A 20548-nucleotide genomic window follows, 5' to 3' on the forward strand; every position below is an offset into this window, starting at 1 on the left:
TCCCGTCCGGTCCGGTCCGGTCCCGTCCGTCCGGTCCCGGCCGGGGCGGAGCCCGCCCGCCGCCTACCCGCCGAGCGCCCGCGCCAGGTAGGACGCCGTGCGGCCCCGGCCCGCCGCCGCCACCTGCGCCGGGGTGCCCTCCGCGACCACCCGGCCGCCCGCCGTACCGCCTCCCGGGCCCAGGTCGATCACCCAGTCCGCGCCCGCCACCACATCCATGTCGTGCTCCACGACCACCACCGAGTGCCCGGCGTCCACCAGCCCGTGCAACTGCCGCAGCAGCACCCGTACATCGGCCGGATGCAGCCCGGTCGTCGGCTCGTCCAGCAGGTACAGCGTGTGGTCCCGCCGCAGCCGCTGCAGCTCCGTGGCCAGCTTGATCCGCTGCGCCTCGCCACCCGAGAGCTCGGTGGCAGGCTGCCCCAGCCGCAGGTAGCCCAGCCCGATGTCCTCCAGCGCGCGCAGGCTGCGCGCCGCCGCCGGGACCTCCGCGAAGAAGCCGGCCGCGGACTCCACCGTCAGGCCGAGCACCTCCGCGATGTTCAGGCCCGCGTACCGGACCTCCAGGGTCTCGGAGTTGTACCGAGCGCCGGCGCACTCGGGGCACGGGGCGTACGTACTCGGCAGGAACAGCAGCTCCACCGACACGAAGCCCTCGCCCTGGCAGGTCTCGCACCGGCCGCCCGCCACGTTGAAGGAGAACCGGCCCGCCTTCCAGCCGCGGGCCTTCGCCTCCGGCGCCGCCGTGAAGAGCCGCCGTACGACGTCGAACAGGCCTGTGTACGTCGCCAGGTTGGACCGGGGGGTCCGGCCGATCGGCTTCTGGTCCACCTGCACGAGCCGCCGTACGGGAAAGTCCTGCTCGGCGAGCCGCTCGCCGACCTCGCGGGCCAGTACCTGCCCCACCAGCGTGGACTTCCCCGACCCCGAGACCCCGGTCACGGCCGTGAACACCCCGAGCGGGAACCGCGCGTCCAGGTCCCGCAGGTTGTGCCGGTGCACCCCGGTCAGGCGGACCGCCCCGGTCGCCGTGCGCACCGGCCGCGGCGCCGCGGCCGGCTCCCGCGCCGCGAACAGGTGCCGGGCCGTCGCCGACCCCTCCACACCGGCCAGCTCCTGCGGCGGCCCGCTGTGGAGCACCTGCCCGCCGTGCTCCCCGGCCAGCGGCCCCACGTCCACCAGCCAGTCCGCGCGCCGCACCACGTCCAGATGGTGTTCGACGACGAAGACGGTGTTCCCGGCCTCCTTCAGCCGGTCCAGTACGCCGAGCAGCGCCTCCGTGTCGGCCGGGTGCAGCCCCGCCGACGGCTCGTCCAACACGTACACCACGCCGAACAGGCCCGACCGCAGCTGCGTCGCCAGCCGCAGCCGCTGCAGCTCGCCCGCGGAGAGGCTCGGCGCGGTCCGGTCCAGGCTCAGGTAGCCCAGTCCCAGCTCCGTGACCGGCCCGATCCGGGAGCGCAGGTCCTCGGCGAGCACCCGGGCGGCCTCCCCGTCCAGCGGCGCCCCGTCCAGTACGGCGTCCAGGTCGGTCAGGGGCATCGCGGCCAGGTCGGCGATGCCGTGTCCCGCGAAGGTCACGGCCAGTGCCTCCGGACGCAGCCGCCGCCCTTCACACACCGGGCACGGCGAATCGGCGAGGAACCTCTCGGCGCGCGCCCGCAGTGTGGCGCTCTTGCTGTCGGCGAAGGTCCGCATGACGTAGCGGTGGGCGCTCATGTACGTGCCCTGGTAGGGCCGTTGGATCCGCTCGGCCTCCCGCACCGGGTGCACGGTCACCACCGGCTGCTCCTCGGTGAACAGGATCCACTCGCGGTCCTCCGCGGGCAGCTCCCGCCAGGGCCGGTCCACGTCGTGGCCGAGCGTTTCCAGGACGTCCCGCAGGTTCTTGCCCTGCCAGGCACCGGGCCAGGCGGCGATGGCCCCCTGACGGATCGACAGGCCCGGGTCCGGAAGCAGTAGTTCCTCGCTGGTGCGGTGAATGCGGCCCAGCCCGTGGCACGAAGGGCAGGCGCCGGAGGCGGTGTTGGGCGAGAAGGCGTCGGAGTCCAGCCGCTCCGCACCGGGCGGATAGGTTCCGGCGCGGGAGTACGGCATCCGCAGGGAGTTGGACAGCAGGGTCACCGTGCCGACCGAGGAGCGCGAGCCGGGGGAGGAGCGGCGCTGCTCCAGCGAGACGGCCGGCGGCAGCCCGGTGACGGAGTCCACCTTCGGGGCGCCGATCTGGTGGATCAGCCGGCGGGCGTACGGGGCCACCGACTCGAAGTAGCGGCGCTGGGCCTCGGCGTAGAGCGTGCCGAAGGCGAGCGAGCTCTTGCCGGACCCGGACACCCCGGTGAACACGGTCAGCGCGTCGCGCGGGATGTCCACGTCGACGCCGCGCAGGTTGTGCTCCCGGGCGCCCCGGACCCGTACGAAGGGGTCGCGGGACGCGTGAGGATCGGTGGGCTGGTGCATTCGCCCCATTTTAGGGCCTCACCGGCTGTGCGGCGGCGTCGGTGACCGTCGGCCGTGCCGGCCTCGGCAACGAAGGCCGGCCCTGGCCCTGGACGTCGCCGATGGCGGCGACGACCGTCGACGGGCTGGGCCGGATCAGATCGTAGAAGTCGCCGCCGATGTCCATGCCGTGCCCGGCCGGCCGGTAGCGGGCGGTGACCTCCAGATCCGGGACGGGCGGCAAGGTGTGGGGGAGGAGTCCGGTCTGCAGGGTGTGGGCCAGGGCGTGCTTGGCGTCGTAGAGGCGGGCCCGGTCCAGTGCCTGGGCGATCAGCCCGGCCAGTGAGGTCAGCAGGGCCCGTTCGGCGGGCGGGAAGGGGCGGGGCTGGTCGTACGAGAGGATCAGCGAGCCCACCGAGCGACCGGAGACGGTCAGCGGCAGGAACGCCCAGGCGTTGCGTCCCTCGTGACGGGGCGCGGTGGGGTGGGCGCTGCGGAACTCCTCGTAGCTGGAGAAGAAGACCGGGGCACCGGTGGCCAGCACCTGCGCGTTGGTGACGCTCGACGTCAGCGGCGCGCCGTCGAACCCTGTGATGAACCCGGGCCGGTAGCCGCGGTGGCCGACGATCCGCAGCCGCCCTTCCTCGACCGCCATGAGGACCAGGCCGTGCGGGCCGAGTGCCGGAACGATCTGATCGGCCAGCCGCTCCACCACGTCGCGGACGCCGACGGCCTCGGCAAGGGCGGCGGCCAAGTGGGTGGTAAAGCCCCAGGGCCCCCACCGGCTCCTGGGCCGCGTGCGGAAACAGCGCCGTGGACGGGGAGGGGGGCGAAAGCGGCGGGGTCGGCCGTCGCGGAGGCGACCGTTGCGGCGGGGGAGATGTGCAGGCTGATGCCGCGCGCGTCCGGATAGAGCTGGAAGAACAGGCGTACGTCGGGTGGGCGCACCGCGGTGAAGCCCGTCGGCCGGCGGGCCACCACGGCGGCCCGGTAGCGGTCCTCGACGAGGGGATCGCGCAGCCATGGCAGCACCTCCCAGGGGCGCCTGCCCAGGAGCTGCGACGCTTCGGCGCCGACCAGGTCGGCGCCTGCCGCGTTGATGAACGTGACCTGGCCGTCGAGGTCCAGTGCACAGCAGCCCAGGGGCATCCGTTCGGTGAAGTCGAGGGCGGCCGCCGCCCGCGCAGGGTCCCCCTGCCGCCGGACCGGTGCGGGGACGAAGCGCGGCGCACCCTCGGGCGGCCACTCCTCGCCGGCCTCCACGCCCTTCGTCGCAGCCTGCCGCAGACGCTGACCCGCCCGGCCGGCGAAGGTCTCGATCGCCTCCTGCTCCTGCTCGCCGAGCTCTGGCGGGTGCCAGACCGGCCACAGCAGGACGATGCCGCCCCGCACCTCGTCGTCGCCGTCGGCGAGCGGGGCCGCGGCGAGGAGGAACTCGTACGGGAGCACCAGTCCCAGCCGCGGGTACCGGCGGGCGACTTCCTCCTGGCCGCCGCCCAGCCAGACCAGCCGCCGCTCGCGGACGGCGTCGGACACGGGGATGGCCTCGTCGAGGGAGATCCGCGCCCACGGAGCGGCGATGGGCGGGGGTGCCCCCGCCACGAGCCCGAGCCGCAGGATCCGCTCGCCCAACCCCAGCAGGTACACCAGGCCCACCGAGGCGCCCGTCTCCTCCACGAGGTCGGCCAAGAGCCCGTCCAGCCGGTCCAGACCATGGCCGGCCGTCCAGTCCGTCCTGCCCGTGTGCCGCACGGTCGCTCACCTGGACCTGGGGTGAATATCGCCCATAAGGGGACGATAGTCCCAGGGCTCGAAGCCCTCTCCTCCTGACCGCAGTCGGCGGGCGGATGCGCTCCTCCCGATGACCGGACTGGCGGTGGCGGTGCAGTCGGACCCGCGGAAGGGCACCTCGGCCGGACCCGCCCGGTCGGCCGTGTACGGCGTCACCGACGGCGCGCGGAACCCCCGGTCCGCGGTGTGGGGCCGGGGTCCAGGGCTTCGCGGTCGGCGGCGCGGGCCGTGCCTGCGGCGCGTGCGGATTCCGCGGCCTGCCTCAGCGTCCGGCGCAGCGGCCGGGTAGGCGCGGTGTGGCGGCCCTGGCCGTCGGGCCGGGCGAGCTCGTCGGTGCGGTCCAGGAGTTGCCGGGGCTGGGCCTGCCAGTTGTAGGTGAAGAAGGCGACGCCCCGGGAGTGGGTGTCGCGGGCGAGGCCGAGCAGGTGGTGCAGGCCGGCCACGTCGAGGAACGACAGGCGGCGCATGTCGCACGCCACCACGGCGACACCTCTGCCGAGGGCTGCCCGCACGTCGTTCAGGGCTCGGCCGGAGTCGACGTCCAGCTCTCCGACCGGGGTGACGTGCAAGGTCGCACCGTAGCGTCTGATGCTGATCTCGAAGTCTTTCCGCATGATGCCCCGTCTCGCCCGACAGCGGGGTGGTCCCTTCGATACTCGTCCCGCACACGGGTCGCCTGCAACCTCCGCCCGGCCGCGGGCTCCGCGAGCGGAGGGGCACGTGACAGGACCCGGCCGGGTGTGACTACGGGCCCCGGCCGGGTCCTGCGTGCGTGGGGTGTGACGACGTGAACGGTCAGTGTTCTTCGTCGCGCACCTCGTCCTCGCGGCGTTCGCGGCTCATCTCGTCCTCGCGGCGCCGCTTGAGCTCCTCCGGGCTCTTGCCCCGGGCGCCCTCCTGGCCGGCACCGGGGTGGACGGGGTCCTGGCCCGGGCGGCGCATGTGCTCCTGCTCCCCGCGGCCCTTGCCCGGCTCCTGGCGCTTGTCCTGCGTACCGCCCATGACGGTGACTCCTCTATGACGCGTGGTCTGCGGATTCCTCCCGCCAACGCTCACACAGAAAGTGACATATCGCATCATTTACGTCACCGGGTGTGGTGGGCGGGCGATGCCCGGGCGGGGTCGGCCGGGTCGGGATGCGGACGGCGGGCCCGCCACCGACGATGGGCGGCGTACCCATCCGCTGACGCCGTCAGGAGCCCGCCCCATGCTGGAGCGCACGCTGCACAAGGACCGCACCGAGGTCACCTTCATCCTTCCCGCGGACATCCCTCCGGGTCCGGTGAGCGTGGTCGGTGACTTCAACGACTGGCGGCCCGGAGTCCACATCCTCAAGGCCCGCAAGGACGGCAAGCGCGCGGTCACGGTCGCGCTGCCCATGGAGAGCGTCCACTCGTTCCGCTACCTGGCCGCGGGCGACTACTGGTTCAACGACGAAAGCGCCGGCGACCAGGACGGCCCCAACAGCCGCCTGCACACCTGATCCGCGGGGGAGGTGCGGCCCGGCCCCGACGATCCACACACCGCTGACCTCCCTAAGGACAAGCACCGTCGGTCGCCATCGAGGGGCCGGCCGGTCCCGCAGGCGATTCGTCCTGGCCGCCGGCCTCCTCAGGGGTGTTTCACCATCCGGCGCCGCAGCCTGTCGTAGATGGGTTCGCTCCGCAGCCGGTCCGCGGTCACGGCCGCGCCGAAACACGCGATGAGCAGCGGGGCCAGCAGCTACGCCGCCGCAGCCGGCGGCAGCCTCGCCCTGGCCGCCGTGCCCGGACAAGCCATGCGACTGCTGTCCATCACCGGCGCGGACGCCGTCTTCACCCTTCATGCCAGCCCCGCCCGCTCCGACCCTCAGTCGGCCGAGCGACGCCCGTCGCACGCTCCGAGCCGGTGGGAATCGCGCCGAGCGTCAGGAACGGCTCTAAACCGCCGAAGAGGTATGCCCCAAAGGTGACTTTCTGTCACCTGAATCCATCGGATAGCAATGACGTGGCGCCTGGCACGGCCCGCCGACGGTCGGCGGGGGTGACCCCAGCGCGCCGAGGAAGGAACGTCTCGTGACCCGCAGCCGTTACGCCGCCGCTCTCGCCACCATGGCCGTCACCGCCCTCGCGATCACCGCGAGCCCCGCCTCAGCGGCACCCGGCGACACTCTCACGACCTGCTCCAGCACGCTCACCCCTGACGGTTGGGTGGACGCCCAGTGGTGGAACAGCGGCGGGTGCGGCTCCGGCTTCACGCCCAACACCAAGCAGATCAAGGACCTCAGAGGCTATCCCGTCGGTACCCAGGTCAACGCCTGCGCGTCCACGTGGCCGCCCGCCGGCTGGACCATCACCAGCACCTACTACTCGAGCGGCTGCCGCTACTCGGTCGTCCCCAGCTTCAACCCCAACACCTGGACCCTGAAGCGCACTTCCTGACCTCGCGCCAGGTTCCTTCGCCGCTTGGTCTGCGGGCTCCGCACATTCTTCTCGGAGCCCGCAGACCGCTGCGAGCCGGTGGCGGGGCGGCGGTGACCCATCGTCATGGGGGTGACGCACGACGCGGTCCGGCGTTGTTCCGGGCATGGATGACATGCTGGACGTGCTCCTCGACGGGGTCACCGAGCCGCGCCTGAAATTGATCAGCGCAGACGAGGCGAGGGCCCTGATGGTCCTCCTCGGGGTGCTCGAACAGGACGCGCAGCCCGAGGAGGTCCGCCATGCCGCCGCAGAGATGCGCTGCCGCATGGCAACCCGCCTGGCCCTTTCCGCGTAAGTCCGTCGCGCAGGTCGTCCTGCGCCGGCTGACGCAGCGCGGCGTCGTCGCGATCCCCAAGTCCGTCCGCGCCGAGCGCATGGCGGAGAACATCGACATCTTCGACTTCGAACTCACCGACGAACAGATGGCCGCCATCGCCACCCTGGACACGGGAGCGTCGCAGTTCTTCGACCACCACGACCCCGAGGTCGTCTCCTGGCTCGCCGAGCGCCGCGTCGACGCCCGACCCACCCGCGGCGCCCAACGGGGCAGACGGCGTTCCCGCAAGGAGGCCCGCGTCGGCACGGCGGGCCGGTGCGCGCCGGCTACCGCAGATCGGTTGACACCGCGTCACCACCGCGAACCGGCACGGTCCGCCGGCGCTACCCGATTCCCGAGTTCCCCGCCGCAGGGTCCGGCGGCCCCGCGATCCGGGCCAGCCGGGCGTACGAGTCCAGGAGTGCCGTGCGGTCGTACGTGGAGGTGGTGACCAGGAGTTCGTCCGCGCCCGTCAGGGCGGCGACCTCGGAGAGCTGCGCCGCCACCTGGTCCTCGGTGCCGTGGACGTGGCCGGCCAGGGCGCCCTCGTACAGGTCCCGCTCCTTCGGGCTCATCTCCAGGGCCTCGATCTCCTCCGCCGGGCGCAGCGGCGGGAAGCTGCCCCGGGTGCGGGAGCGGGCGACGGACCAGGCCTCCGGGAGGAGGATGCGGTGCGCCTCCTCCATGGTGGCGGCGACCGCCACCGTTCCGGAGACGACCACGTACGGCTCCGCGGCCCGGGCGGAGGGCCGGAACTCCTTGCGGTACGCCTCCACGATCCCACTCACCCGGTCGCGGGCCCGCAGGTCGCCCACCACCAGCGGCAGTCCGGCCCGTGCGGCGATTCCGGCTCCTTCACCGGTGGCCAGGACGTACGCCGGTATCCGCAGCCCTTCGGCGGGGCGGGCGTGCACCTCGGGGTGCGCCCGCTGGGTGCCGTCGAGCCAGCCCAGCAGCTCGGCCAGCTGCTCCTCGAAGCGGTCGGCGTCCCCGGTGTCCCGGCCGAGGGCGCGCCGGATCCCGTTGGTGAAGCCGACCGAGCGCCCGAGTCCCATGTCGATCCGGCCGGGGAACAGCGACTCCAGCACCCCGAACTGCTCCGCGACCACCAGCGGCTGGTGGTTGGGCAGCATCACCCCGCCCGTGCCGACCCGGATCCGGCGGGTCGCGCCGGCGACGGCCGCGGCCAGTACGGTCGGCGCCGAGCCCGCGACCCCGGGCACGCTGTGGTGCTCCGACACCCAGAAGCGGTGGTAGCCGAGCTCCTCGGCCGCCCGGGCCAGCTCCACGGTGTCGCGCAGGGCCTGCGGGGCCGGGTGGCCCTCGCGGGTGCGGGACCGGTCGAGTATCGAGAGTTTTCGGATCACAGGGGAGTCAACGTCCGGGGGCCGCCAGGATTCCCCCATCCCCTCGGCCGGGCCGAGCCCGTGTCCGTGCCCGGCCCTAGGCTGGCCGGATGAGCGAGAAGAGCACCTCTCGGCCGCTGGCCGTCTTCGACATCGACAACACCCTGGCGGACACCGGCCATCGCCTGCACTTCCTGGAGCGCCGCCCCCGCGACTGGACCGGCTTCTTCGGTGCGGCTCCGGCCGATCCGCCGCTCGCGCGCGGGGTGGCGCTGGCGGTGGAGAGCGCGGCCGACTGCGAGGTGGTGTACCTGACCGGGCGCCCCGAGCGGTGCCGGGCCGACACCGTCGACTGGCTCACCCGGCACGGGCTGCCCGAAGGGCGGCTGTGGATGCGGGGGAACCAGGACCGGCGGCCGGCCCGCACGACCAAGCTGGAGGTGCTGGGGCGGATCGCCCGCAGCCGCGAGGTGCGCATGTTCGTGGACGACGACGAGCTCGTCTGCCAGGCCGCGCGCGCCGCCGGCTTCCGGGTGGTACCGGCCGACTGGGCGGGGGACGCGCCGGAGCTCGAATCCGCGCAGGAGGTCGAGGGCCGGACGTGACGGGCCGGGGCCGGGGGGCGAGCCCTGGGCGGGGGCTTCAGTCCTCGCCCTCGAGGCGGAAGCCGACCTTGAGGCCCACCTGGTAGTGGGCGATCTCCCCGTTCTCGATGTGGCCGCGCACCTGGACCACCTCGAACCAGTCCAGGTTCCGCACGGTCTGGCCCGCCCTGGCGATCCCGTTGCGGATGGCCTGATCGATGCCCTCGTGGGAGGTGCCGACGATCTCGGTCACCCGGTACGTGTGATTGGACATGGGGGTCTCCCGACAGTGGGTGGCTTTTGCCTGGTTCTACGGTGCCCCAGTACGTCCCACTCCGCGAGCTATGCGCCAACAATCCCGAGCGAAAGGCCCTTGACCGGCCTATTGGTCTATGCCAATTTCGAGCCATCTGAGATCGAGCCCCCAGAAGGTGACCCTCTTGAAGATGCGCTTCCCCGCCCTGTGCACCGCCCTCGCGGCCGCAACCGCCCTCACGGGCTGCAGCCAGTTGGCCGACTCGGCCGCAGGGCCGCAGAAGGTGACGCTCTGGCTGATGAAGGGCAGCGCCTCGGAGGCCTTCATCGACAAGTTCACCGCGTCGTTCGAGCACGAACACCCCGGTGTCGACCTGGACGTCGAGATCCAGGAGTGGACGGGCATCGGCGACAAGGTGAACGCCGTGCTCGACGGCACGAGCAAGGAGACCGCCGACGTCATCGAGGTCGGCAACACCCAGGTGGCCCAGTACATCGAGAAGGGCGGCCTCTCCGAACTCACCCTCGAAGGCCTGCGCGAATGGGGCAGCAAGGACTGGCTCAAGGGCCTCGCCGACCCGGGCAGCATCAACGGCGCCCAGTACGGCGTCCCCTGGTACGCCGCCAACCGGGTGGTCATCTACCAGAAGGACCTCTTCGCGAACGCCGGGATCAAGACCCCGCCCAAGAACCGCCAGGAGTGGATCCAGGCCACCCAGAAGCTCGACAAGGGCGACCAGCAGGGCATCTACCTCGCGGGCCAGAACTGGTACGTCCTCGCCGGCTTCATCTGGGACGAGGGCGGCGAACTCGCCGTCGAGACCGGCGGCATGTGGGTCGGCACCCTCGACGACGAGAAGGCCCTGGCCGGCATGGACTTCTACAAGCAGCTCCAGGCCCTCGGCGACGGCCCCAAGGACGCCGACGAGGAGACGCCCCCGCAGTCGCAGGTCTTCGCGCGCGGCCAGACGGCGCAGATCATCGCCCCGCCCGGCCAGGCCGCCGAGATCGAGGCGGCCAATCCCGCCCTGAAGGGCAAGCTGGGCTTCTTCCCGATCCCGGGCAAGACCTCCGACAAGGCGGGCGCCGTCTTCACCGGCGGCTCCGACCTGATCATCCCGGAGCGTACCGGACAGCGGAAGCACGCCGTCGATGTGATCACGGCCCTGGTCAGCGAGAAGTGGCAGACCGAACTCGCCCGCACGATGAGCTACGTACCGAACAAGACCACCCTCGCCCACGTCGTCGAGGGCAACGAGGGCGCCACCAACATGGCCCCCGGCGCCGCCCAGGGCCGGGCCACCCCCACCTCCGCCCGCTGGGCCGAGGTGGAGGCGAAGAACCCGATCAAGCCCTTCATGACGGCCGTGCTCACCGGCCGGGACCCCAAGCAGGCGGCCCGGTCGGCCTCCGAGGAGATCGGCAAGGTCCTCAGCTCCGACCGCTGAGCCGGGCAGCCGCCGCGTTCCCCACGCGTTCACCCACGCGTTCATCGAAGAGTCCACCGCCACCCTCACCGCCGAGTTCAGCGTCCGCACATCCAAGGGCCGCTGAGCGGTCATGTCGAATCCAGCCGGTCACGGAAGAAGTAAAGGAGCCAGGCCACGCACCTGCCGGCCTGGCCCTCCGTGCCCGGATCAGGAGCCGCCATGACCATCGCACCCCTGTCCCCGTCCCCCCTTTCCTCCCCCTCCCCGCTCACCGTCCCCGGCGCCCCCGCCCCCCTCACCCCCACCGCGCCCCGGGGCACTGCGCCGGCCGCCGACCCCCACTACGCCGTACGCCTCGCCCGCGACGAGTCCGAGGTGCGCGCCGCACAGCGCCTGCGCCACCAGGTCTTCGCCGGCGAGCTCGGCGCCCGCCTCGACGGGCCCGAGCCCGGCCTCGACTCCGACGCCTTCGACACGTACTGCGACCACCTCCTCGTCATCGAGGAGGAGACCGAGCAGGTCGTCGGCACCTACCGGCTGCTGCCCCCGGAACGCGCCGCCGTCGCAGGCCGCCTCTACTCCGAGGGTGAATTCGACCTCTCCGCCCTCGCCCCCATCCGCCCCGACCTGGTCGAGGTCGGCCGCTCCTGCGTCCACCCCGACCACCGCAACGGCGCCGTCATCGCCCTCATCTGGGCCGGCCTCGCCCACTACATGGACCGCACCGGGCACAACTGGCTCGCCGGCTGCTGCTCGATACCGCTCGCCGACGGCGGGGTCCTGGCCGCCGCCACCCGCGAGGCCGCCCTCGCCCGCAGCCTCGCCCCCGAGGAGTACCGGGTCACTCCGCACCTCCCCTGGAGCCCCGGGGGCATCACCTTCCCCGACCGCATGGAGCTGCCCCCGCTGCTGCGCGGCTACCTGCGCCTCGGCGCCTGGGTCTGCGGCGAGCCCGCCCTCGACGCCGAGTTCGGCTGCGCCGACCTGTACGTGCTGCTCTCGCTGCGCCGCACCAACCCGCGCTACCTGAAGCACTTCCGCTCGCTCGTCCCGGGCGCATGAGCGTCTGGCTGCCCACCTCGCCCTGCACCCCCGAGGCCTGTGCCGGCCACGAGGGGAGCACCGCGAGCGTCCCGCGGGCGGTGCTCAGGCTCGCCGCCGCCGTCGCCCTGATCCTGCTGGGGGTCCTGGGCGCCCCGCCGGCCGGGCTGCTGCCGGACGGCCCCCGGCGCACGGTCGTACGGGCCTGGTCGGCCGCCCTGGTACGGGCCTTCGGCATACGGATCACCGTGCACGGCAGCCCGGGGCCGGGCGGCGGCCGCCTCCTCGTCCCCAACCACATCTCCTGGCTGGACATCCCGCTCGTGGCCGCCGTCATGCCCTGCCGGATGCTGGCCAAGAGCGACATCCGCGCCTGGCCGGTCCTCGGCCGCCTGGCCGGGAGGGCCGGGACGCTGTTCATCGAGCGCGACCGGATCCGCGCCCTGCCCGCCACCGTCGAGACCGTCACCGGCGCGCTGCTGGCCGGCGACCGGGTCACCGTCTTCCCTGAGGGCTCCACGTGGTGCGGCCGCGCCCAGGGGACCTTCCGCCGGGCCGCCTTCCAGTCGGCGCTGGACGCGCGGGTTCCCGTACAGCCCGTGCGGCTCGCGTACCTGCTGTGCGACGGGACCCCGGCCGGGGCGCCCGCCTTCGTCGGGGACGACCCGCTGACCGCCTCCCTGTGGCGGATCGCGCGGGCCCGCGGGGTACGGGCCGAGGTCAGGCTGCTGCCGCGGATCCCGCCGGGCCGGTACGCGGACCGGCGGGACCTCGCGGCAGCCGCTCAGCAGGCCGTGCTCGGAGCCTCAGCCCCGACCCTGCTGCCGGGACTGCGTCCGTCGGGCCTGGCGGCTCAGCCGACCGCGCCGCCGGCGACCGACAAGGACAGCGCGAACCGGCCCGCCGCGTCCGTCCACCACTGGGTCAGCTCCAGTCCCGCCGCCGCCAACTCCTTCCGCACGCCCTCCTGACGGAACTTCGCCGAGACCTCCGTCAGGATCTCCTCACCCGCCGCGAACGGCACCACCAGATCCAGCGCCCGGATCTTCACCACCAGCTCCGACCGGGCCCGCAGCCTCATCTCGATCCACTCCTGCTCCTTGTTCCACACCGCCACGTGCGCGAAGTCGGCGGTGTGGAAGTCCGCGCCCAGTTCCCGGTTGACGACCGCCAGCACGTTCTTGTTGAACTCGGCCGTCACGCCCCGCGCGTCGTCGTACGCCGACACCAGCACGGCCTCGTCCTTCACCAGGTCCGTGCCCATCAGCAGCGCGTCCCCGGGCGACAGCATCGCCCGGACGGACGCCAGGAACACCGCACGCTCCGGCGGCAGCAGGTTCCCGATCGTGCCGCCCAGGAACACCACCAGCCGGGGCCCGGGGGAGTCCGGCAGTTGCAGCGCGGCCGTGAAGTCCGCCAGCAGGGCGTGCACCCGCAGCCCCGGATGAGCCGCCAACAGGGTTTCGGCCGCCCCCCGCAAGGCGCTCTCGCTCACGTCCACCGGGACGTAGGTGTCCAGCGCGGGCATCGCCTCGATCAGGTGCCGGGTCTTCTCCGAGGACCCGGAACCCAGCTCCACCAGGGTGCGGGCGCCGCTCTCGGAGGCGATCTCCCGGGCCCGCTCCAGCAGGATCTCCCGCTCCGCGCGGGTCGGGTAGTACTCGGGCAGCCGGGTGATCTCCTCGAAGAGCTCACTGCCCCGCGCGTCGTAGAACCACTTGGGCGGCAGCACCTTGGGGAGGCGCGTGAGCCCGTGCAGCACGTCCGTGCGCAGCGCGGTCTCCGCCGCGTGCTCGTCGAGGGTCCGGGTCAACTGGAAGTTGGTCACGGGGAGTTCTCCTTGAGCGGGGTCAGTTCGACCCGCGTGCGGGTGGCGGTCAGCAGGGTCCGGTCGGGCACTTCGCACCACCGGGGGTCGTCGTCGTACGGCTCGGAGGCCACCACGGTGCGACGGGCGCCCGCATCGGCCAGGTACCAGAGCGAATCCCCCCACGCCGTGGCGGCGATCATCGCGCCGTTCGTCACCAGCAGGTTCAGCCGCGAGCCGGGAGCCGCCGTGGCCAGGTCCCGGACCGGCTCGGCCAGCGCCGCGCCCAGGTCGTCCCCGGCCCGCAGCCGGTGCAGGACCAGCGCCCAGACCAGCGCCGAGTCCGTGCGCGCGGCCAGCCGGAGCAGCTCCTCGGGCGGCAGCCCGGCAGCGAGCGGGGCCGCAGCCTCCGGCCAGCCCCGTATCGCGCCGTTGTGGCTGAACAGCCACGGCCCCTCCGCGAACGGGGCGGCCGCCGCCTCCCCGTCGGCCCCGGGCAGCGTGCCGTCCCGTACGGCGGCCAGCACGGCCCCGCTGCGCACCACCCGGGCGAGATCGGCGAAGGCCAGGTCGGACCAGACCGGCCCGGACCGCCGGTAGCGGGCGGGTACCGGGTCGCCCTCCGCGTACCAGCCGATGCCGAAGCCGTCGGCGTTGACCGTGCCGGACCGCTGCCGGCGCGGCTCCCAGGACTGGCGCACCAGCGAGTGCTCGGGTTCGCTCAGCAGCTTCCGGAGCTCCACCACCGGTCCCAGATAAGCAAGGTGACGGCACATCAGACGTCCCTCGCGGTCCGGAAGCCGGAGAAGATCTGCCGCCGTACCGGAAGGTCCCAGTTGCGGAAGGTGCCCCGGCAGGCCACCGGGTCCACCGCGAAGGAACCGCCCCGCAGCACCTTGTGCTCCGGGCCGAAGAACACCTCCGAGTACTCCCGGTACGGGAAGGCCCGGAACCCCGGGTACGGCAGGAAGTCGGACGCGGTCCACTCCCACACGTCGCCGATCAGCTGGCGCACCCCGAGCGGGGAGGCTCCGGCCGGGTAGCTGCCCGCGCGGGCCGGGCGCAGGTGACGCTGCCCCAGATTGGCCAGGGCCGCGGTCGGGTCCGCGTCGCCCCACGGGTAGCGGGCCGAGCGGCCGGTCGCCGGGTCGAACCGGGCGGCCTTCTCCCACTCGGCCTCCGTGGGCAGCCGCCGCCCCGCCCAGCGGGCGTAGGCGTCCGCCTCGTACCAGCTGACGTGCAGCACCGGCTCGTCTTCCGGAACCGGTTCGGTCACCCCGAAGCGGCGGCGCAGCCACTGGCCCGCCTCCCGGTGCCAGAACAGCGGGGCTTCGATGGAGTGTTCGCGGATCTGCTGCCAGCCCGGCGCTGCCCACCAGCGGGGATCGCCGTAACCGCCGTCCGCGATGAAGGCCAGGTACGCAGCGTTGGTCACCGGCACCGTGTCGATCCAGAAGGGCGCGGTGTCCCGGACGTGCGCGGGCCGCTCGTTGTCCAGCGACCACGGCTCGGTGGAGGTGCCCATGGTGAACGGGCCCGCCGGCACGAGGACTTCGGCGACGAGCGGCGGATCGTACGGGGCGTCCGGATCCGGCGCGGCCAGCACGGGCGCGCCCCGCCGCAGCTGATGGGTGATCAGCATGGTTTCGTCGTGCTGCTGTTCGTGCTGGGCGATCATCCCGAAGGCGAAGCCGTCGTCGAGGAGCGCGCTGCCCTCCAGTGGGGTGCGCTCCAGCAGGTCGAAGACCCGGCCGCGCACCTCGGCCGTGTACCGGCGGGCCTCCTCGGGCCCGAGCAGGGGCAGCTTGGGCCGCTCGGCACGGGGATGCTCGAACGCGTCGTAGAGCGGATCGATCCCGGGGCGCATGGACTCGCGCCCGGCGACGTTGCGCAGCAGCCAGAGCTCCTCCTGGTTCCCGATGTGCGCCAGGTCCCAGACGAGGGGGGACATCAGCGGCGAGTGCTGGGCGGTCAGGTCCGCGTCGCTCACGGCGTCGGTGAGCCCGGCCGTACGCACGCGCGCGGCGGTCAGGGCGGCGGCCGCCCGCTCCCGCAGGGCTTCCCGGGACGGGTGCGAGGTGGTCACCGGCGGGCCTCCTTCCCGGCGGGCTGCAGGGGGGGACGCGTCGTCGGCCGGACAGCGGCCGCGCAGCACGTAGCGCTCGGTGAACGCACCGACCGTCTCCTGCACGTGCCGGCTCGCGCCCAGCCGGGGCAGCGCCTCGGCGGCGGCCAGGAAACAGGCCGTCGCGGCCGTCCGCAGCTCCGGATCGGCCAGGCCGTGCCGGGCGGCGGACCGCCACAGCGGATTGCGGGGCGAGGGCCGCGGGCCGTGCGCGTCGGACAGTGCCTTGGTCGCGCGGTACGCGGTCTCGGCGGCCTCCGGATCGTCGAACAGCGCGTGCACGACGGCCACGGGGACCAGCCAGCCGTCGTCGCCGGGCTGCGCGTCGATCATGCGCAGCTCCAGGTGGCCGCGCGGCCGCACCGGTGGGAACAGCGTGGTGAGGTGGTACTCCAGGTCCTCGACGGTGGGCGGCCGCAGTGCGGCGCGGCCCGCGGGAGCGGAGTGCGCCGGCTGCTCGGGGTCGCCGCCCGTGCGCAGCCAGTCGCGGAAGGTCGTGCCGCGCGTGAGCTCCCACCCTTCGCCCTCGTACGCCCGGACGCACATCACCTCGGTGTCCAGCGCCTGCCGCGTCCACCCGGCCCGCGGCTCCACGTCCAGTGGCGGGGCGAGCGCGCGCCGGCTGTCGATGTCGCTCCAGACCCCCTGGCGGGCACAGCGCCAGCCGGCGTACGGTCCTTCCTGCGCGGGGGAGTTGGCGAAGGCGGCCACCAGGACCGCGCCCAGCAGGTGGGCGAGCCGCCAGCGCCGGCCGTGGCCGAGCACGCCCGGCTCCTCGTACCCGGCGTCCACGCAGACCTGTACGGAGGCGGAGGCGCACATCATGACGCGCCCGGCCGGACCGGTGCGGTCGAAGTAGGCCTCCATCGCGTCGTAGCGCGGGCTGTTCAGCAGTCGGCGGTAGGGGCGCCGGGGATCGCGGCCGAGGCCGCGCAGGACCAGTCCGCGGGCCAGCAGGGCGCCGCGCACGGCGGTGAGGTCGGCCTGCAGGCCGTCCACGCATCCGCTGAGCGAGGCGGCGGGGGCCGAGCTGAGTTCGAGCTGGCCACCGGGTTCGACGGTCAGCCGCGAGTTCAGGGACAGCGTGCGGGCGGCGGCGTGCGCGGCCCGCAGCCGCTCGGCGGACAGGGGCCGTTCGGGCCGTTCGGCATCCACGACCAGCCATTCGAGCTCGGCGCCGATGAGGCGGGGCGGGCCGGTCTTGAAACAGATGCCGTGGATCAGTTCCTCCGCCTGGGTTTCGGTGAGGGAGGTGGCGGGGGGTGGGGCGGGCGGATGTGGGTGAGTGGGTGAGTCCTGGGGCATACCGGGTCCTCGTCTCCTGTCGTCGGCCGTGACTTCACCCGTGCCTACCCCTCCCTGGGGCACAAATTCCTTTGCCGCCGGTGGCCGGGGGGCAGAGGATGGCGGCGTGAGCAGCAGATTGCGCGAGATCGCGCGGGAGAACGCGGAGATCCTGGCGGCCGGTGGCTACCGGACGGGGTCGGGACGGCAGGTCGCCCTCGCCGCCGCCCTGGCGGACGCCAAGGCCGGAACCAGGATATATGGACCAAACCAGGTCGTTCCAGACGGAGAGATCGTCCGTGGAGGCGGGCCGACGGCCGTCGAGGTCACGGGTGAGAGCACCACGGTCGCGGCCCGCAGGCTCGCAACGGGCGGACCGGAGGCCGCGGCAGGCCCGGACGAGGCCCCCGTGGCGGCCCTGAACTTCGCCTCGGCCCGTAATCCCGGGGGCGGTTACGTCCGCGGGGCCAAGGCCCAGGAGGAGGCGCTGTGCCGCGCCTCGGCCCTCTACGAGACGCTGCTGGAGGCCCCGGAGTACTACGAGGTCCACCGCGCGGAGCGCAGCACCTTCTACACCGACCGGGTGATTCACTCGCCCGGGGTGCCCGTCTTCCGCGACGACCGGGGCGAACTGCTGGAGACCCCGTTCCGGGTCGGCTTCCTCACCTCTCCCGCCCCGAACGCGGGCACGATCCGGCGCCAGGAGCCGCAGCGGGTGGCCGAGATCCCCGGGGCGCTGGTCCGGCGGGCGGAGCTCGTGCTGGAAGTGGCGGCGCTGCACGGTTATCGGCGGCTGGTGCTGGGGGCGTGGGGCTGCGGGGTGTTCCAGAACGACCCGGCGGATGTGGCCGAGGCCTTCCGGGGGCTGCTGGCGGGCCGGTTCGCGGGGGTCTTCGAGCGGGTGGTGTTCGGGGTGCTCGACCGCAAGCCCGAGACGCGTGAGGCGTTCGAGCGGGCCTTCGCCGGATTCGGGGCCTGAGGACGGGACGCCGGGGCCCGGGTGACCGAGGCCGTCCCGTGCCTGTCCGTCCCGTGCCCGGCCGTCCCGGGCCTGTCCGCCCTGCGCCCGTCAGTCCCGGGCTACGTCCAGCCGTAGCGCTCGCGCAGCCGGTCGACGACCAGCCCGAAGCGTCCGTGCTCCAGCGCGCAGGCCTCGCGCCGCATTCCCGACTCGTGCACCCGGAGCACCCGGTCGACGTCCACCCAGGACTCCCGGCCCGCGCCGTCCCACGGGCCGGTCCCGATCGGCACCCACTCCCGGTCGTGGTCGTGCCGCTTGCTGGACAGCCGTACGGCGAGCAGGGTCCGCCCGCCCGCCTCCCGCGCGACGACCAGCACCGGGCGGTCCTTCCCACGACCGTCGTTCTCCTCGAAGGGGACCCAGGTCCACACGATCTCACCGGGATCGGGGTCCCCGTCGGGGTCGGGCGCGTACTCGGTGCGTACGGGGCCGATGGCGCGGGGATCGGCCTCGGTGGTCGCCGTGTCCCCGTCGCGGCCGGGCTGGTCGGTGTAGCCGCTGCCGTGATGCGAAAGTGCCGTCATCCCGCCGAGATTACCGGGTCGGCAACCGCGACCCGGTGCAGCCGGGTCCGGCGGTTCAGGTCCTGTCCGATTCCCGGTGCGCGCCCGTGCACAGCGCCCAGACGATGAAGAGGTTGACGACGACCAGCACCAGCGCCCACCAGGGGTAGTACGGGATCCAGAGGAAGTTGGCGATCGCTCCCAGGCCGGCGACCATGATGCCGAAGTAGCGGCCCCACAGGGCTCCGCCGAGGACGGCGCATCCGGCGACGACGAGGGCGATGCCCAGAATGAGGTGGACCCAGCCCCAGCCGGTCAGGCTGAACTCGAACACGTAGTGGCGCGTTACGACGAACAGGTCGTCGCTGGCGACGGCAGCGATCCCTTCGAGGAACGCCATCGCCCCTCCGAAGACCATCAGCACTCCCGCCAGGAGGGTGGTACCGGACGTGGGTGCGTGCCAGGGGCGCGGTTGCCCGTGGCCTGCCTGGGGCCTGCTGGCGTCACTGGCCATTTCGATCTCCTTGGGTGCAGGGCCGGCCGAGTGGCCGGACCGGCGAGATCCCCCCGTACAGCGTGTCACGGAGGCTCACCGTCGGCACTCCGGCCCCCGGCCCCCCTCACACGCCGGCCCGCGGCCCTCACACGCCGGCCCGCACCGGATCCGGCCGCCGCGCGGCCCAGCCCCGCGCCGCCTCCACCTGCGCGGCCAGCGCCAGCAACAGCGGCTCCGAGTCCGCCGGACCCAGCAACTGGGCGCCCATCGGCAGCCCCTCGCCCGTGAACCCCGCCGGGACGTTCACCCCCGGCCACCCCAGGACGTTCCACGTCCAGGCGTACGGGCAGGCGGCTATCATCGCCCGGTCCGTGGCCATGGCCCCCAGTCCCGCCAGTGCTCCGATGCGCAGCGGCGGTGTGGCCGTCGTGGGGGTCAGCACCACGTCGAAACGGCCGAAGATCTCGCCGACCCTGTGCCGCAGCGCCGCCTCCGCCCGGCGGGAGATCCGCAGGGCGAGCCCGCCCAGGATCCGGCCGGTCCGTACCGCCTCGTGCGTGCGCGGGTCCAGCAGTGCCGGATCCGGCACCCGCGCCGCCCAGTCCCGTACGCCGCTGGTCGCGCGGGGTACGAAGGTCAGGCCGATCGGACCGTAGCGCGGGTCCTCCGGGACCACCTCGTGCCCCAGCGACTCCAGCAGCCCGGCCAGCCGCTCCACCGCGGAACGCACCTGCGGGTCCAAGGACTTGGGCGTGGCCGTGAAGGGCATCCCGAAGGAGAGGGCGATCCGCAGCCGGCGCGGGGTGCGCCGGGCCGCCTCGACCGCCGAGATGCGGGCTGGGCGGTGCAGGTCCTCGGGGTGCGGGCCGCTCGCGGCGTCCAGCAGGAGGGCCGCGTCGGCGACGGTGCGGGCCAGTACGCCGTTGACCGTGAGTCCGTGGAAGGACTCCGGCTCCGGCCAGGTGGAGATGCGCCCGCGCTGTGGTTTCACGCCGACCAGGTGGGTCCAGGCCGCGGGGATCCGGACCGAACCGGCTCCGTCCGAGCCCAGCGCCGCCGGGACCAGGCCCGCTGCCACGGCCGCTGCTGAGCCGCCCGAGGAGCCGCCGGGCGAGTAGGCCGGGTTCCACGGATTGCGGGTCTCGCCGAAGGCCTCGCCCTCGGTGAAGGGCCACTGCCCGAGCTCCGGCGTCTGGGTCTTGCCGACGATGACCGCACCGGCCGCGCGCAGCCTCCGTACCGCCTCGCTGTCGGCGGTCTTCGGCGCGAAGGCCCCGGCGCAGCCGAAGGCGGTCGGCTCCCCGGTCACGTCCATGTCGTCCTTGACCGCGAGCGGTACGCCCAGCAGCGGCAGCCGCTCGCCCGCGGCCAGCCGCCGGTCCGCCGCGTCCGCCTCGGCGAGCGCGGCGTCGGCGCGTACGGTCCGGAAGGCGTTCAGCTCCGGCTGCGCCGCCGCGATCCGGCGCAGCGCCTGCTCGGTCAACTGCCGTGCGGACACGCTGCCTTCGGCGAGTGCGGCGGCCATCTCGACCAGGCCTGCTGAAGAATCCGACATCGCGAACCACTCCCCCTATTACCGTTCGGTAGGAAGACGGTAAGGGGGACCTGCCGCGAGCGACTACCCGTGAAGGCACCGACGTTGGTGACGGGG

The 20548-nt window shown here is 73.5% G+C and carries 21 protein-coding genes and 2 pseudogenes; 9 read left to right on the plus strand and 14 right to left on the minus strand.

What is annotated here, in order from left to right; translation table 11 throughout:
* Positions 1-63: 63 nt before the first annotated feature.
* The 5 genes from OG332_RS41360 to OG332_RS41380 all read right to left on the minus strand — a co-directional run bounded on the left by OG332_RS41360 (position 64) and on the right by OG332_RS41380 (position 5229).
* Positions 64-2457, minus strand: coding sequence for an excinuclease ABC subunit UvrA (locus OG332_RS41360; protein ID WP_327418268.1), 2394 nt, complete (start codon positions 2455-2457; stop codon positions 64-66).
* A 10-nt stretch (positions 2458-2467) separates the two neighbouring features.
* Positions 2468-3100, minus strand: coding sequence for a GAF domain-containing SpoIIE family protein phosphatase (locus OG332_RS41365; protein ID WP_327419528.1), 633 nt, complete (start codon positions 3098-3100; stop codon positions 2468-2470).
* Positions 3004-4188: a PAS domain-containing protein gene (locus OG332_RS41370; RefSeq protein WP_327418269.1), complete on the minus strand. Its 1185-nt coding sequence runs from the start codon at positions 4186-4188 to the stop codon at positions 3004-3006. Before OG332_RS41370 ends, OG332_RS41365 begins: the two co-directional genes overlap by 97 nt.
* A gap of 191 nt (positions 4189-4379) precedes the next feature.
* On the minus strand, positions 4380-4841 hold the full coding sequence (locus OG332_RS41375; RefSeq protein ID WP_327418270.1) for an STAS domain-containing protein: 462 nt from the start codon (positions 4839-4841) through the stop codon (positions 4380-4382).
* A gap of 181 nt (positions 4842-5022) precedes the next feature.
* Positions 5023-5229: a hypothetical protein gene (locus OG332_RS41380; protein WP_327418271.1), complete on the minus strand. Its 207-nt coding sequence runs from the start codon at positions 5227-5229 to the stop codon at positions 5023-5025.
* Between the two features lie 205 nt (positions 5230-5434).
* On the opposite strand from OG332_RS41380, the gene OG332_RS41385 reads away from it, so the two are divergent.
* The 4 genes and pseudogenes from OG332_RS41385 to OG332_RS41400 form a co-directional block, all read left to right on the plus strand.
* A complete protein-coding gene (locus OG332_RS41385) occupies positions 5435-5710 on the plus strand; it encodes an isoamylase early set domain-containing protein (RefSeq protein ID WP_327418272.1) in 276 nt (91 codons plus the stop codon).
* 571 nt (positions 5711-6281) lie between these two features.
* Complete coding sequence (locus OG332_RS41390; protein ID WP_327418273.1) at positions 6282-6647, plus strand: hypothetical protein; 366 nt, start codon at positions 6282-6284, stop codon at positions 6645-6647.
* A gap of 145 nt (positions 6648-6792) precedes the next feature.
* Entirely contained in the window at positions 6793-6984 is a 192-nt protein-coding gene (locus OG332_RS41395) for a hypothetical protein (RefSeq protein ID WP_327418274.1), read from the plus strand.
* Positions 6983-7210: pseudogene (locus OG332_RS41400) on the plus strand (aldo/keto reductase); the annotation flags it as partial. The gene OG332_RS41395 and the pseudogene OG332_RS41400, both read left to right, overlap by 2 nt.
* A 139-nt stretch (positions 7211-7349) precedes the next feature.
* On the opposite strand, the gene OG332_RS41405 reads toward OG332_RS41400, so the two are convergent.
* Positions 7350-8411, minus strand: coding sequence for an LLM class flavin-dependent oxidoreductase (locus OG332_RS41405; protein WP_327418275.1), 1062 nt, complete (start codon positions 8409-8411; stop codon positions 7350-7352).
* 50 nt (positions 8412-8461) lie between these two features.
* Between OG332_RS41405 and OG332_RS41410 the strand changes: the two genes are divergently transcribed.
* Positions 8462-8956 (plus strand): phosphatase domain-containing protein, encoded by a 495-nt coding sequence (locus OG332_RS41410; RefSeq protein ID WP_327418276.1) that lies wholly within the window; start codon positions 8462-8464, stop codon positions 8954-8956.
* Positions 8957-8993: 37 nt separating this feature from the next.
* Here OG332_RS41410 and OG332_RS41415 read toward each other — a convergent pair whose 3' ends face one another.
* Positions 8994-9209, minus strand: a complete 216-nt coding sequence (locus OG332_RS41415) for a dodecin (protein ID WP_030663252.1) — start codon at positions 9207-9209, stop codon at positions 8994-8996.
* 166 nt (positions 9210-9375) lie between these two features.
* On the opposite strand from OG332_RS41415, the gene OG332_RS41420 reads away from it, so the two are divergent.
* The 3 genes from OG332_RS41420 to OG332_RS41430 all read left to right on the plus strand — a co-directional run bounded on the left by OG332_RS41420 (position 9376) and on the right by OG332_RS41430 (position 12632).
* The gene (locus OG332_RS41420) at positions 9376-10638 is read left to right on the plus strand and encodes an extracellular solute-binding protein (RefSeq protein WP_442816294.1); all 1263 of its coding nucleotides are present in this window, start codon (positions 9376-9378) and stop codon (positions 10636-10638) included.
* A 201-nt stretch (positions 10639-10839) separates the two neighbouring features.
* On the plus strand, positions 10840-11682 hold the full coding sequence (locus tag OG332_RS41425) for a GNAT family N-acetyltransferase (protein ID WP_327418277.1): 843 nt from the start codon (positions 10840-10842) through the stop codon (positions 11680-11682).
* Positions 11679-12632: a lysophospholipid acyltransferase family protein gene (locus tag OG332_RS41430; protein ID WP_327418278.1), complete on the plus strand. Its 954-nt coding sequence runs from the start codon at positions 11679-11681 to the stop codon at positions 12630-12632. The genes OG332_RS41425 and OG332_RS41430 overlap by 4 nt, the downstream gene beginning before the upstream one ends.
* Here the strand turns inward: OG332_RS41430 and egtD are convergent.
* The 4 genes and pseudogenes from egtD to egtA all read right to left on the minus strand — a co-directional run.
* The gene (gene egtD, locus OG332_RS41435; protein ID WP_327418279.1) at positions 12515-13489 is read right to left on the minus strand and encodes an L-histidine N(alpha)-methyltransferase; all 975 of its coding nucleotides are present in this window, start codon (positions 13487-13489) and stop codon (positions 12515-12517) included. The genes OG332_RS41430 and egtD overlap by 118 nt on opposite strands.
* The gene (gene egtC, locus OG332_RS41440) at positions 13486-14244 is read right to left on the minus strand and encodes an ergothioneine biosynthesis protein EgtC (protein ID WP_327418280.1); all 759 of its coding nucleotides are present in this window, start codon (positions 14242-14244) and stop codon (positions 13486-13488) included. The genes egtD and egtC overlap by 4 nt, the downstream gene beginning before the upstream one ends.
* Positions 14244-15554 carry an ergothioneine biosynthesis protein EgtB gene (egtB, locus tag OG332_RS41445; RefSeq protein ID WP_327419530.1) on the minus strand — a complete coding sequence of 437 codons (1311 nt, stop codon included), beginning with the start codon at positions 15552-15554 and terminating at the stop codon, positions 14244-14246. The genes egtC and egtB overlap by 1 nt, the downstream gene beginning before the upstream one ends.
* Positions 15555-15605: 51 nt before the next feature.
* Positions 15606-16898: pseudogene (gene egtA / locus OG332_RS41450) on the minus strand (ergothioneine biosynthesis glutamate--cysteine ligase EgtA); the annotation flags it as partial.
* 106 nt (positions 16899-17004) lie between these two features.
* On the opposite strand from egtA, the gene OG332_RS41455 reads away from it, so the two are divergent.
* Positions 17005-17856, plus strand: coding sequence for a TIGR02452 family protein (locus tag OG332_RS41455; protein ID WP_327418281.1), 852 nt, complete (start codon positions 17005-17007; stop codon positions 17854-17856).
* 101 nt (positions 17857-17957) lie between these two features.
* Here the strand turns inward: OG332_RS41455 and OG332_RS41460 are convergent, their stop codons facing one another.
* From OG332_RS41460 to OG332_RS41470, 3 genes are all read right to left on the minus strand, one after another.
* Positions 17958-18422, minus strand: coding sequence for a type II toxin-antitoxin system PemK/MazF family toxin (locus OG332_RS41460; protein ID WP_327418282.1), 465 nt, complete (start codon positions 18420-18422; stop codon positions 17958-17960).
* A 55-nt stretch (positions 18423-18477) separates the two neighbouring features.
* The gene (locus tag OG332_RS41465; RefSeq protein WP_327418283.1) at positions 18478-18915 is read right to left on the minus strand and encodes a DUF7144 family membrane protein; all 438 of its coding nucleotides are present in this window, start codon (positions 18913-18915) and stop codon (positions 18478-18480) included.
* A 127-nt stretch (positions 18916-19042) separates the two neighbouring features.
* Positions 19043-20452 carry an amidase gene (locus OG332_RS41470; RefSeq protein ID WP_327418284.1) on the minus strand — a complete coding sequence of 470 codons (1410 nt, stop codon included), beginning with the start codon at positions 20450-20452 and terminating at the stop codon, positions 19043-19045.
* Between the last annotated feature and the right edge of the window lie 96 nt (positions 20453-20548).

This window comes from Streptomyces sp. NBC_01233 (assembly GCF_035989305.1).
In the GTDB taxonomy this organism is placed as follows: Bacteria; Actinomycetota; Actinomycetes; order Streptomycetales; family Streptomycetaceae; genus Streptomyces.

Excerpts from the sequence above, each read along its gene's own strand:
- OG332_RS41380 (WP_327418271.1), bottom strand. The coding sequence starts at position 5,229 with ATGGGCGGTACGCAGGACAAGCGCCAGGAGCCGGGCAAGGGCCGCGGG.
- OG332_RS41410 (WP_327418276.1), top strand. The coding sequence starts at position 8,462 with ATGAGCGAGAAGAGCACCTCTCGGCCGCTGGCCGTCTTCGACATCGAC.
- OG332_RS41460 (WP_327418282.1), bottom strand. The coding sequence starts at position 18,422 with ATGACGGCACTTTCGCATCACGGCAGCGGCTACACCGACCAGCCCGGC.
- OG332_RS41430 (WP_327418278.1), top strand. The coding sequence starts at position 11,679 with ATGAGCGTCTGGCTGCCCACCTCGCCCTGCACCCCCGAGGCCTGTGCC.
- OG332_RS41470 (WP_327418284.1), bottom strand. The coding sequence starts at position 20,452 with ATGTCGGATTCTTCAGCAGGCCTGGTCGAGATGGCCGCCGCACTCGCC.
- egtC (WP_327418280.1), bottom strand. The coding sequence starts at position 14,244 with ATGTGCCGTCACCTTGCTTATCTGGGACCGGTGGTGGAGCTCCGGAAG.
- OG332_RS41375 (WP_327418270.1), bottom strand. The coding sequence starts at position 4,841 with ATGCGGAAAGACTTCGAGATCAGCATCAGACGCTACGGTGCGACCTTG.
- OG332_RS41465 (WP_327418283.1), bottom strand. The coding sequence starts at position 18,915 with ATGGCCAGTGACGCCAGCAGGCCCCAGGCAGGCCACGGGCAACCGCGC.
- OG332_RS41395 (WP_327418274.1), top strand. The coding sequence starts at position 6,793 with ATGGATGACATGCTGGACGTGCTCCTCGACGGGGTCACCGAGCCGCGC.
- OG332_RS41415 (WP_030663252.1), bottom strand. The coding sequence starts at position 9,209 with ATGTCCAATCACACGTACCGGGTGACCGAGATCGTCGGCACCTCCCAC.
- OG332_RS41425 (WP_327418277.1), top strand. The coding sequence starts at position 10,840 with ATGACCATCGCACCCCTGTCCCCGTCCCCCCTTTCCTCCCCCTCCCCG.
- OG332_RS41385 (WP_327418272.1), top strand. The coding sequence starts at position 5,435 with ATGCTGGAGCGCACGCTGCACAAGGACCGCACCGAGGTCACCTTCATC.
- OG332_RS41360 (WP_327418268.1), bottom strand. The coding sequence starts at position 2,457 with ATGCACCAGCCCACCGATCCTCACGCGTCCCGCGACCCCTTCGTACGG.
- OG332_RS41405 (WP_327418275.1), bottom strand. The coding sequence starts at position 8,411 with ATGGGGGAATCCTGGCGGCCCCCGGACGTTGACTCCCCTGTGATCCGA.